Origin of the sequence: Pseudoalteromonas sp. T1lg22, assembly GCF_002964645.1 — a bacterium.
Classification (GTDB): domain Bacteria; phylum Pseudomonadota; class Gammaproteobacteria; order Enterobacterales; family Alteromonadaceae; genus Pseudoalteromonas.
In genome coordinates this window covers 432,683-445,357 of sequence record NZ_PQBY01000013.1, presented here as the reverse complement: position 1 = coordinate 445,357, position 12,675 = coordinate 432,683, and the positions used below count along the sequence as shown (strand labels likewise).

The 12,675-nt window shown below is 51.1% G+C and carries 8 protein-coding genes; 4 read left to right on the top strand and 4 right to left on the bottom strand.

The window, feature by feature from the left end:
• Positions 1-118 precede the first annotated feature (118 nt).
• Positions 119-481, top strand: a complete 363-nt coding sequence (locus C2M24_RS09095) for a hypothetical protein (RefSeq protein ID WP_105214357.1) — start codon at positions 119-121, stop codon at positions 479-481.
• Positions 482-729: 248 nt separating this feature from the next.
• Here C2M24_RS09095 and C2M24_RS09090 read toward each other — a convergent pair whose 3' ends face one another.
• Positions 730-1,749: a PliI family lysozyme inhibitor of I-type lysozyme gene (locus C2M24_RS09090; RefSeq protein ID WP_158683742.1), complete on the bottom strand. Its 1,020-nt coding sequence runs from the start codon at positions 1,747-1,749 to the stop codon at positions 730-732.
• A 316-nt stretch (positions 1,750-2,065) separates the two neighbouring features.
• On the opposite strand from C2M24_RS09090, the gene ahpC reads away from it, so the two are divergent.
• The gene (gene ahpC, locus C2M24_RS09085; RefSeq protein WP_105201571.1) at positions 2,066-2,635 is read left to right on the top strand and encodes an alkyl hydroperoxide reductase subunit C; all 570 of its coding nucleotides are present in this window, start codon (positions 2,066-2,068) and stop codon (positions 2,633-2,635) included.
• A 74-nt stretch (positions 2,636-2,709) separates the two neighbouring features.
• Complete coding sequence (gene ahpF / locus C2M24_RS09080) at positions 2,710-4,263, top strand: alkyl hydroperoxide reductase subunit F (RefSeq protein WP_105214353.1); 1,554 nt, start codon at positions 2,710-2,712, stop codon at positions 4,261-4,263.
• Positions 4,264-4,513: 250 nt separating this feature from the next.
• Here ahpF and C2M24_RS09075 read toward each other — a convergent pair whose 3' ends face one another.
• Together C2M24_RS09075 and C2M24_RS09070 are read right to left on the bottom strand one after the other, a co-directional pair.
• Entirely contained in the window at positions 4,514-5,809 is a 1,296-nt protein-coding gene (locus C2M24_RS09075) for a hypothetical protein (RefSeq protein ID WP_158683741.1), read from the bottom strand.
• Positions 5,810-5,864: 55 nt separating this feature from the next.
• Positions 5,865-6,707: a patatin-like phospholipase family protein gene (locus C2M24_RS09070; protein ID WP_105214349.1), complete on the bottom strand. Its 843-nt coding sequence runs from the start codon at positions 6,705-6,707 to the stop codon at positions 5,865-5,867.
• Between the two features lie 262 nt (positions 6,708-6,969).
• Between C2M24_RS09070 and C2M24_RS09060 the strand changes: the two genes are divergently transcribed.
• A complete protein-coding gene (locus C2M24_RS09060; RefSeq protein ID WP_105214565.1) occupies positions 6,970-7,893 on the top strand; it encodes a cation diffusion facilitator family transporter in 924 nt (307 codons plus the stop codon).
• Between the two features lie 79 nt (positions 7,894-7,972).
• On the opposite strand, the gene C2M24_RS09055 is transcribed toward C2M24_RS09060, so the two are convergent.
• Positions 7,973-12,526 (bottom strand): EAL domain-containing protein, encoded by a 4,554-nt coding sequence (locus C2M24_RS09055; protein WP_158683740.1) that lies wholly within the window; start codon positions 12,524-12,526, stop codon positions 7,973-7,975.
• Between the last annotated feature and the right edge of the window lie 149 nt (positions 12,527-12,675).

Below are 12,675 nucleotides of genomic sequence, written 5' to 3'. Positions count from 1 at the left end.
GCGCCACCATGCACCTTAATATAGTCCAGTTAAAGTGAATCGTGTACCGTGGAAGGTATCAAGCTTGCAAGGTAAGCTACCTTGTAAGGAATTACTAATAACCTATTAGGCATCTGAAATGTTGATTCAAAGAGTTCTATTATTTGTGGTTACCATTGGGATTACATTATCCGCAGGTGTAGCTGGTATATACGGTGGTGAAGCTGTTGCAGTTAAGTTATTTGGCCCAGAAATATTGGTTGGCCCATACACAGCTTTATCACCAAAGTTGTGGGTGCTAATTCTGTTTTTTGGATTGGGTGCACTTGTCTCTGGCTTTGGTGTTATTACCTTGTTGGTTATGCCTCTTAAGTTCATGTTCCCTAACCATAGAAAGCCTTTCTCATGGATGAAAAAGCCTTCAAAAAGGGAAATACTCGTTCTAAAGTGGTACGCTGAAGGGCTTAAAAAGTATACGGATGATTTGGAAAGAAATGCCTAGCAAGGTTGTCAAGTTTTCTCCAGCCCTTCGGGTCTGCGCGGTACAGCCAAGCCGTTGGCTTGTATGCCCTTCCAACGGCGTTGATATCAGTTTTTAGCTATACCCATTCACTAAAAAACGCAGACTATCAGGCTCCTCCCGTTTAGATTTGCGCTGCGAAGCCTTGCTTGGGTCGCTCGTCGCCCAACGCCACAAGATCTATCGGCAAACGCCCCGCCCGCAGCCAAAGGCTCTCTAAGTAAAGCCATTTACTGAGGTAAATCCAGCTCCACCACCTTATCGATAACAAAGCGGCGCGTAGCTTCGCCATCGACCAGCTTGTACTGCACCTGACGCATTTTCTTCGTTTGTCCGGCATTGGTGTCGCTTTCGCCATAAACAGGGAAACGCTGCACCAGAGAGGTTTCTACGATGGCGAACTCATCATGGCCCATGTAGCCGGCGCTGATCTTAGGCTGCTCGGTCACGGGTTGAAAATAAATCTGGCTCATGGACTTTTTGTTATTCACCGAATAGCCGATCACCTCACCATAACTGCCACTGCCATCGGATTGGGTAAAGACCAAGAGCTCGGGAGAGCCGTCGGAGTTTAAGTCTTCAATCTCGGCGCCCACCACACGGCCATTAATTCCATGGCTGACCGCCTCATTGCTGATGGATAAGCCAAAGGGCGCTATGGTTAGCCGGTTTTCACCTTCGCCCTTAAAAGACGTGACATTAAAGCCAATGCCTTGTAACACCATAGTTTTATTGAATATGCTTTGGTCCAGCTGGCTGTTATCCAAAGGCTCACTCAGCTTGCTGTAGCCGCCCTTAATCGAGCCACCGCCGGAGCAGAAGAAATTAAGCATGCCTTCGGCTTCTGGCTGTTCTGTGTTGATTTCAATGCCTTGCTCATTGAAGTCAAAGAGTATGGCGGTGCCCTGGGTTTCGGCCTTATAGCGGGTATCGCTTAATCGCTGTGCCGTGTCCGTGTAGGTACAGGTCGGGCGCTTTCTATCGATACGAGAGCGTATTGATACATTGATTTGCTCGGGGCCGCTTTGGCTCACCTGTACCGCCATCCAGTCATAACCTTGGTCGCGTTTGTGGTATTCGCCGCTGACATAATTACCGGCCGGGTTGAATGCACTTGGCACAGGCTTGGTTTTGGCATCCTCCACCGTGTTTGCTTTGGCAGGCATTTGGGCTGATTTAGTGGCCTCAGGTTCATCCTGACAAGCCGCCACACTTATGGCTAAGGCGAGAATAAGGGTGTTCTTGATCATAAGCGGCATCTTGTTGCTTTGTTTCTAAAGAAGAGACTTGTCAATCTAGCATAGAATAATGGCTTTACCCAGCGAGCTAGCCTAGTTTGTGCTGGCTCATGGCCATGATTTGCCCTGAATTTTGTGAGTGGATAACCCTGAAAAATAAAGGGGCAGATCATTTGCACCCAAGATCAATCATAAAATACGATTGAAGTAATCTAAACAATCAATTTTATTTATCAACCCTTCATCGTTATCTTAGTAATCAAGCCAGCGGGGCAAGGTACTTCCCGCACTAATTTACTTAAATCATTGAGATAAATGAGAGGATAAAATGAGCAACTCTTTAATCAACACTAAAATCAAACCATTCACAGCCACTGCCTTCCACAACGGCGATTTCACTCAGGTGAGCGAGCAGGATTTACTGGGTAAATGGTCAATCGTGTTCTTCTACCCGGCGGACTTTACCTTTGTATGTCCTACTGAGCTGGGCGATTTGGCGGACCACTATGCCAAGCTACAGGAAATGGGCGTAGAGGTGTACTCGGTATCAACCGACACCCACTTCACCCACAAGGCATGGCACGACGCATCAGACACCATTAAGAAAATCCAATTCCCTATGATTGGCGACCCAACAGGTCAAATTACCCGTAATTTCGGGGTAATGATTGAAGAAGAAGGTCTGGCACTGCGCGGTACCTTCGTGATTAACCCTGAGGGTGAAATCAAGGTCGTTGAAACGCATGACCTGGGCATTGGCCGCAGCGCGTCAGAGCTACTGCGTAAGGTTCAAGCCGCTCAGTACATCGCCACTCACGATGGTGAAGTATGTCCGGCCTCATGGCAGCCAGGTGAAGAGACGCTTGCGCCTTCACTGGACTTAATCGGCAAAATCTAAGTCGTCCGAGTTAAATAAGCCAGACTGTGGCGGTGGAGACACCGCCTTTTTCTTCTAAATTGTTGAGGCAAACCATGTTAGACACTGCAATTAAAAATCAATTATCAAGCCATTTTAGTACGTTGACGGGTGACATAGAGCTGGTTCTTGCCCTCGACGACACGAACAAAAGTAACGAATTACAGGCGCTGGCCAATGATCTTGCATCGCTAAGCGAGCGCATTCGCGTCAGTACAAATAACGACGAACAAGCCCGCCGTCCATCGATGACGGTTAAGGGCGAGCAGGGTACGGCCATCGCCTTTGCCGGTGTGCCCATGGGCCATGAGTTTACCTCTTTGGTACTGGCCATACTGCACAGTGGTGGCGTTGCCACCAAGGCCGATGCGACTCAGGTTGAGCAAATTAAAGCACTGGATAAGGAACTGAATTTTGAGATTTATATCTCCTTAAGCTGTCAGACCTGTCCGGGCGTGGTGCAGGCCCTTAATACCATGGCGGCACTGAACACACGGATCACCACTACCATGGTCGATGGCGCCTTATTCCAGGAGGAAGTGGAGGCCCGCAATATTATGGCGGTGCCCACGGTATACCTAAACGGTGAAGTTTTCAGCCAGGGCGCCATCAGCCTAAACGATATCCTCACCAAGGTGGACGAAGGCGCCAGTGCCCGTCAGGCCGAGCTGTTAAATGAAAAAGACCCCTATGACGTACTGGTTGTTGGTGGCGGTCCGGCCGGTGCATCCGCGGCCATTTATGCGGCTCGTAAGGGGTTGCGCACCGGCGTGGTGGCGGAGCGCTTTGGCGGCCAGGTTGCCGATACCCTGGCGATTGAGAACTTTATCTCGGTCAAGGCCACCGAAGGCCCTAAGCTGGTGGCCCAGCTTGAGGAGCATGTTAAAGACTATGATGTGGACGTGATTGATAACCAGCGTGCATCGCGACTTTACAGTGACAATGGCAACCACATTGAGCTTGAAAACGGCGCCACCTTAACGGCCAAGGCCGTGATCCTGGCCACCGGTGCCCGTTGGCGTGAAATGAACGTGCCCGGTGAGCGCGAATATCGCGGCCGCGGAGTGGCCTACTGCCCGCACTGTGACGGCCCCTTGTTTAAAGGCAAGCCCGTGGCGGTAATTGGCGGTGGTAACTCGGGTATTGAGGCGGCCATTGATCTGGCCAATATCGTAGAGCAGGTCACCGTACTTGAATTTGCCGATACCCTGCGTGCCGATGAGGTCTTGGTGCGCAAGGCGCAGAGCATGGCCAATATCACCATCATTAAAAGCGCGCAAACCACACAGGTGCTGGGCGATGGCAATAAGGTAACGGCGCTGGCCTATACGGATCGCAACACGGGCGAGCAGCATCAGCTCAGCATTGCCGGGGTATTTGTACAAATCGGTTTGGTGCCTAACACCGAATGGTTGAAAGAAAGCGGCGTGACCTTGTCAAAATTCGGCGAAATCGAAGTGGATAATCGCGGTGCCACCAATGTAGAGGGCGTGTATGCGGCGGGCGATGCTACCAACTCCGCCTTTAAGCAAATTATTATTGCCATGGGCTCAGGCGCCACCGCCAGCCTAGGCGCCTTTGACTACCTGATCCGCCATGGCCAGGAGTAATACCAATTCTTTTAAGTATGTGATCAGAGATAACGCTGGATAAATGATGTGATAACAGGGCGGAATTTTTCTTATGTAGTTATCCTACATAGCAAAATTTCAACACAGTTAGCACGATATTTTGCCCGCTAGAATGATTAGCTATTTAAGTGAATTGGTATACCAGCTACTGCACTTACACCCTGAAATCTCCAGTGGTGCAGTGTCCTAGCCGCTCAATAGAGCGGCTTTTTTTTTAAGTTGAGTTAGCTTAGTGTACGGCCATTTGTTGCTCTTCATGTTGCACATCTAACTCGCCAACATGCCAATAAAAAGCACCTATTTCCTGGGTCAGGCGTTTTTTAACCCAGGCCCGATAGGCACCATCGTCCGTGGGAGTCATCTCAAAGGAGTCTGGACCCGTTGCATTAGTTGCGAGCTCTGCAAACGCCTGTGCGTGAGCGCGACTGGCGTCGTCTTTATCGCGTTTATCCATAAGCGGCAACACCAAGGGCAGGGGGCAATTGATATTCATCAAGGCTTGTAAAACGCCCCATAGCTCGGTGGCGGCGCTGACGTTAATGGCGCACCAGGTGCTTAAGGGCACGCGTCGTCTAGGCGTTTTTTGTGGGTAGCGCGGGTAAATTTCCAAGGTGGTGCTTGGCGGCTGGGTCTGATTGCCCGGGCTAAAATTCGCGTAGGCGTTCAGCTCGGAAAAGTGGCAGCGCCACTGCAGCACCTCATTATGGTAATGCTCGACCATGCCGCTAAGGCGATGAAAAACCAAATAGGGATAAAAGCGCGTGACCCGCACCTTGGTCTTTTTATAGATAAAGGGCAGGGCGGCGGAAAATAGAAAGAGCGCGATATAGGCGGGAGTATTGACCGGCTCTGACAACACCTGGATGAGCATAAAAGGCCAGCCTAAAAATATCATCAAGAAGTTCAGGGCATTTAACCCCCACAGCAACTTGCCAAGTAAGGAGCGTTGCCAGCTATATAAAGTCAGGGATGTATCGCTCCAGTAATAACGGTACTTGGCAATAAAATGGGCTTTATCCAGTCGTTGTGACGGCTTCATGTCTAGCAAAGATAGGATATGCAGCGGCTGCAAATTGATCAGCGTGCTGTAGTCGAGCCTATGCATATTAACGTGCTCCTCGGGAGAGAGCATATCCCCGCCGGCATTCAGGTATTCTCGATACCGCCAACGCAGGTAGAGGTGAGAAAGCAGCCAAGGCACTGCCGCCACGATTGCGACCGCAAACCAATAACCGGCAAATTGCCAGGCATGGCTGTCGGCTATGATGTTTTGCCAAAACAGGCCATGACTAAGAGCCAGGCCGACGCTTACTCCTATGCCAATGAGCAGTACGGGGACCGCAAGCAGGGCAAGTATAAAGAACACCTTGTCCAGGGTGCGATAGGCAGAGGAGGGCCGTGGGAAGTCAAATTCGTCGGCCACAGCTTCTGCCAGGCTGAGTGTGTGTTGCTCTGGCCCCTGCCAGGGAGACGTCCCTCGAGAATAAGTCGATGCGGTGGTGGGTTTAGTTACTGCGTTATTCATATCTGACATCCTGTCGTATTGGCCATTAAGGCTGGAAAATAGGAAGAGAAGGCGCTTAAGGCGCACTGATAAACGCCTGTGCGGCTTTTTGCCCCATGGCATAACCGGCATCGAGTTTAGCTAAATCCCGGGTGGTGCGGGAGATGTCAAACTCAGTCGGTGGAGCAATAATATCTATCTCACAGTCGCCCGGCGGCTGCATAATAAAATCCAGGCTGGCATTGTAGTCAGCCCAGCGGTTAGTCATGCTTTTTGCCAGTGCCGGCGTGTTTTTCAACAGGCGTTGGGTGAGCCAGTTGAATTTCGCCGGTTTTTTTCGATAGCCCAGAGGCTGAGAGAGGATCACTGTGATCTTACGAGCCCCCATGGCGTAGGCCTGGCGCACGGGGATGGAGTCGCCAATGCCACCATCGGTATAGAATTGGCCCTGATATTCGGGGTAATCTCTGTACGCCAATGGCAAGGCACAGGAGGCCTTTAGCACCTGCTCCAGGTTTTCAGCCGTGCCTTGAATATACTCGGCTCGGGCGTTGTGCACATTGGTCGCTACCACATAAAATGGGGCACTTTGGCTGGCAAAGGTCGCCAGGTCTAAGCGAATTTCACTGATGGTTTTATGCCACAACCAGTCCAAATCAAACAGGTGGCCACCGCGGATAAAGCGCCCATAGCTGATAAATTCGGGGCGACAGGAGTAGTCGGTGATCACCTTATAATTACGGCCGTGCTGGGCGCACAAAAAAGCGGCGATGTTAGTGGCGCCCGCCGACACACCAAAGTACATATCAAAGGGTTGATAATTGGCCGCCAGCCAGGCATCGAGTACGCCGGTGGCAAAGATGCCGCGCATTGCGCCGCCTTCTACGACCAGGGCATGCTTAAGAGAAGAAGTTGCCATGTTTAAAAACCAACACTTTGTTTATTGGGGAGTTTATCTTTAAATTCAGCCTACCACCTAACGGTCAGGGGAGCCAGAAAATGGGACCAGTGCCGGCGCTTTACTTTGTCAGGGCTGGGGAGCTGTTGCGCGTCTCTCATGTCACCATGGCTGATTTTACAGCATACGCAGCGGTGAAGTGTGGAAAACGGGTGTAATGTTGTCGCAAAACAATTACAATTGCTACTATATATCATTTCTCCTCTTTAGTGACCTTGCGCCCATGACCGACATCACCACCCATCAGGCTTCACGTAAACGCTTGCTTATCGCTTTGAGCATCACGTGTAGTTTTATGGTTATTCAGCTGGTGGCGGCGTATTTTGCTAATTCCCTGGCGGTGTTTGCCGATGCCGGACACCTGTTCGTGCATAACAGCACCTTGTTTATCGCTATTCTGGCTTCGTCCATCGCCATTCATCTGGCGCGCAACTTTAACGATGGCTTTAACAAGGCAGAGCTGGTTGGCGGGCTTATCAACGGCAGTTTATATCTGGCCATCAGTTTGACCATTTTAACCTTGGGTACGGATCGCTTTGTTGATTTGCACCACGGCCATGAACGCGGTGATGTGAATCCGCAAATTATGGCGCTGGTGTCCATGCTGGGTTTTGTGTTCCATGGCACTGCGGCTTGGGTGCTCTATAAGGGCCGCAAAGAAAGCATTAACGTGTATGCGGTGTTTTTACATACCTTTTTCGATTTGCTTTCCACGGTCACTACCTTGGTGGCGAGCGTGATTATTGTCTTGACCGGCTGGCAGCAGGTGGATGTGCTCTTTAGCATGTTGATAGCGGTATTTGTGCTGGTGACTGGCTTGCGCCTGATATTTCAATGCCTGCAGCGTTTGCGTGGCGCCGCCCCTGCCTTGCCCAAAGCGGCTCGGGTGGAAAAGGCGCTGGCTCAGCTTGACCATGTCGCCAGTGTTCACAATGTTACCGTGTCCATGGTGGATAATGCCCCCGCGGTCGGTGCGCATATTGTGTTGAAACATCACTGTACCTTGGCCGCCCATGATGCCAAATGTCGCGCCGCTGCGGAGCAGATGCTGCAGAGCAAGTTCAGCATAGCCCATAGCGTGTTGCAGATTGAAGCCAGTGCCATCGACGGTAATCATCAGCCCTGTGGGGTCAGCGAGGCGAGTTAGACGCCTGGCGCCGACAATGGGAGAGCAATGCCTTTTGTCGGTATAGAATCCCGACTCAGACATTGCGGCAAATCCCGACCTAAAGGCTGTTCATCTTTTTCAGGGTTTTTTCCAGGTAATACTTGGCTGCCAAGGTGGTCGCATCGCACGGCTTGGCGAAGAAGAAGCCCTGTAAGTGATGACAGCCCAGCTTATTTAAGAAGAAGATCTGCTCCCGCGTTTCCACCCCTTCGGCAATACAATACAGACCCAGGCTGCCGGCGAGATTATGTATGGTACGGATAATGGCTTCGTTGGTGGGGTTGATACCAATTTGGCGCACAAAGCTTTGGTCTATCTTGATCACATCGATGGGGAACTGATTGAGATAGGTCAGCGACGAGTAGCCGGTGCCAAAATCATCTAAGAAGAGCTTTAAGCCGGCGGCGCGTAATTTATTAAGCTGAGCCGCGGCCTTGGCCTTATCGTCCAATAGCGTGCTTTCGGTGATCTCCAGGCGCAATTGCCCCGGGCTGACATCATGCATGGCGAGAATATCCACCAATCGCTCGGTGAGGTTGGATTTCAAAATATGTATGGGTGAGAGGTTCACCGACAGATAGAAATCGTCATAGGTGCTAAACCATTGTTTCAGCTCGCGCAGGGCGCGGTGCAGGGCCTGCTCGGTAATGGCATCGATCAGGCCGATTTCCTCGGCCACAGGAATAAACTCGGTGGGCGATATAAACTGGCCTTCACTTTGCCACCGCAGCAACAACTCCACGCCAACAATACGCTTTTGATGAATATGCACTATGGGCTGATAATGGTTTGTCAGCAGTTCGTCGCGATAGGCATCCTGCAGGGCATTTTCCAACATCAGTTTATGGGTGATGCGATTGTTCATCTGCTCGGTGAAGAACTTATAGCCGTTGCGGCCGGCATTTTTGGCGTAGATCATCGCCATATCGGCGTTACGGATCAGGTCTTCGGCGTTATCGGCATCAAAAGGCGACAGGGCGATACCTATACTGACGGAAATATTGATGGTGATATTGCCGATTTTAATCGGCTTTTCCAAGGTTTTCGCCAGGAGCTCGGATAGCTCACTGAGCACCTGCGGCGATTGCACCTGCTCAATCAGGAGTAGGAATTCGTCGCCGCTTTGGCGCGCCAGCAGTGAATTATCATCGAGTTGCTCACTGATGCGCTCGCAGATGCAACAAAGTACCTGATCGCCCACCGCATGACCGAAGGAATCATTCACCGGCTTAAATTTATCCAGGTCGATAAACAGCAGGGCCAACAGGGATGAGTTTTCTTTGGCGTAGTCTATGGCCTGGGCGATTTTGCCGCGCATCATGGTGCGATTCGGCAAGCCGGTAAGGGGATCGTAATTGGCCAGGTAGCGCAACTCGTCTTCGGCGCGCTTTTGCTCGGTCAAGTCGGTGATCACCACCACATAGTAGCTGATCTCGTCGCTCTCTTCTTGCTTGTCGCGACACACGGCGGTCACGCTTATCTGTACCGGGTGACGAATATCGTGCTTGGTGCGGATCTTCTCTTCGATACGCCAGTTATCGCCTGCCGCCAATTGGCCGATCAGCTCCATATAGCGTTGGAACTTTTGTTTGCCAAGGGCACGAACAAAAGGCTGTATGCTGAGTCCTGGGCTGTCGGGGTCGGAAAATGCCCGTAAAAAACTGTCATTGGCAGAAAACGGTTGCAGGTGCTCGTCTAAAATTAACAGCCAATCGCTGATCTGTCCTATGGCTTCACCGAGCACAGTGGCTTGTTGCGCCGATGCCTTGGCATCTGTGATATTGGTGTAGATCCCCGATACTTCCTTGGGTTGGCCATTGGCATCGTATTCGGTAATGCGTCCCACCTCGTGATACCAGTGCCAGGTGCCTTGTTTATGGCATAAGCGGTAGGTGAAATCCCAGGTGGCCTGCTCGCCCTGGTTTAAAAAGCGCTTCCAGTTCAGGCGATAACGGTCGACATCCTGAGGATGGATCAAGTCCATATATTGCTCAAAAGAGCACTGATTATAAGTACTTCTATAACCTAACTCCGCTGCTAAGCGACGCTGCATAAAGCGTCGTTGCTTAACCCGGTAGTGCCAGATGCCGCTGTTGGAGCTTTGCAGTGCCAAGTCCGTTTGTTGCTGTGAAGCCAGCAACTTGCCATGGGCATGGTGCAGGCGGCGTTGCTGGCGTCTTAGCCAGAGCATCCAACTGCCAAGGAGCAGAACGCTGATAACGATATAGAGGGTGAGCGCCAGCGGTGAGCGCCAGGGGGCATAAGCCACTTCAATGCCCATATGCAGGGTGCGGGACCATTTCCCCGACACAGGGTCGAAGGCGCTAATACTGAGCTGATGCGCGCCGGGATTCAGGGTGGCGAACTGTAAATTGTTACTGGCGTAGTTGGGGTACTTAAATTCGCTGGCGCCGCTGAGACTGATTTTATAGCGCACCTGATCGCGATGAATATAATCGAAGCTGGAAAAAGAAATGGTCAGGCCAAGATCGTCATGTTGTAACTTTAACGGGCTGTTGGCATATTTGCTCGGCGTATAGCCCAGAGGCCGCGAGAGCAGGTTAATGTCGGTAATTTGCGGCGCCGGGGCAATATAATGATTATTGCTGTTAATAAAGTCGGCGGGGTCGACAATAAGCAGGCCTTTAACCGTGCCAAAGGCGAGCTCGCCGCTGGCCAGCTTGGCTGCGGAGTAGCCGTTGAATTCTGCCGCTGAGAGGCCGTCTTTGACGCTAAAGTGGCGCAGGTGACCGCTGTTGATGTTATAGCGATATAAGCCATTATTAGAGCCAAACCACAGGAAACCGAAGTTATCCAGCACCGGGGTAAACACGCTCAGACTTTGCAGGCCTTGCGCCGGACCTATGCGGTCACGCTCTTCCAGGGTTTCCAAGTCCAGGGCGACCACGCCCTCACCGTCTACGCTGAGCCACAAACTGTTATTCTGATCCAAGGTCCAGGAATCGACTAAATTGTTTGACTGAGCGCTTGGGTGTTGTGGCTGGTAAATGGGCTGCAGGCTGTCGTTGTCGACGTCATAACGATATAAACCACCGCCATAACTCAGCAGCGGATCATCTTTATGGGTAGGCAATGGCGCCAGAAAATGCGAGGCGTGCTCGGGCTGCAGCGTTTGTTCGATTGACGGCAGTGCCTCTATGGTATTGCTGCTCGGGTCGAAACGATAGAATCCCGACTCGGCAATAAAATAGGCGGTGCCGTTGGCAAGTTGATACAGTCCCCAGTGAACGTTATTGGCATCGAACTCTAACGGATGAGCGGCATTTACCAGGGGATAACTCAGGCGGTCGGTATCCATATCAAGCAGGGCTATGCCCTGGATGGCCTCGACCCACAGGCTGTTGTCAATATGCGTGGCCGGCAGTAATTGATAGACGGTTTGTTGGCCCTGGGCCATTTTTTTATCATCGACACTTAAAAAGGTACTGCTTGGCCCATCCTTAGGGATTTTATTTAGGCCATTACCGCTGCCAACCCACAAGGTGCCATTGTCCTGCTCGTAAATGGCCCAGGCGGCATGACCGTGCTGGTATTGGCCGGTGGGCAGAGCCTTTTGCTTAAAGCGCATGGCCAAAGGCGACCAGGAAAACACTCCCTGGGCTTGCGAGCCGAGCCAGAGCATGCCGCTTTTATCGCGAAACATAGTCATTATGGTGTTGTCGTTGACCGCATAGCGAGAGTCGCTAAAACGAATTAAATTGAGCGTCTGCCGAGTTTGCCGATCAAATTGCAGCAGACCGTCTCCAGTGGCGACGAAATCCACTGCGCCGTAGCGCTGCATCGACCAAATATTATGATGCTCGATCAGGGTTTCTATAACTGGCTTCTCAGTGTCGAGATTGTGCCGGTACAGGCCTTCTACCGTGCCGACTAAGAGGCCAAATTCGTTATCCCACTGCAAGAATTTGATATTTCGCTGATCGTTGCTTACTTGCTCTTTGGGTAAATGAGTCAATGCCGAGCTGGTACCATTGTGATAACGAAACAGGCCGTCTGAGGTGCCAATATACAAGGCGTTATCATGAGGCAGCAGGGCGCGTATCATATGGGTGCGGTTGTCCAGAGTAAACACCAGCTCCAGGGTCCGCCGATTCAGACTGTATTTGTAGACCTGATGATTAATACCCAACCAGACAATATCCTGGTTACTATTATCCTGGCTGATAGCCCACACAGTGGCGTATTTTGCATCGACTTCGGACAGCGGATTATTGATCAATTGTTGTGAGTTTAGGGTGGCCGGGTTGACTAAAAACAGGCCATTGAGCTGAGCGGAGACGAGGAAGTTGCCGTTTTTCAAGGGCGCAATTGTTAAAATAGCATCGCTGGCCAGGGCGGGATCGCCACTTTTAAAGAGGTTCAGTTGATAGCCGTCGTAGCGGTTCAGGCCGCGGTCGGTGGCAAACCAAAGGTAGCCAAACTCGTCTTGAGCTATGGCATTGACCGTGCCTTGGCTTAACCCTTCTTCGGTTGAGAGACGTTGTAACTGATAGCCATAGTTGACCGGGGTGGCGAAAACGACATTGGCGCTGCAAAGGAAGACTAAAAAGCTAAGTAATGCGTTGAGCAACAAACTGATATAGCGACGCAATTCTTGACTCCAATAAGGCGCTGAAACCCACCTAGTAGGCGGCATCCCCAAAACTGAACTAGGCCATCAACAGGGAATTAACATAATAATTTGTAAATCTAGCATAGAAGTGTCCGTGGTCACCATATCTTTATAATTTCGCTTCTAAA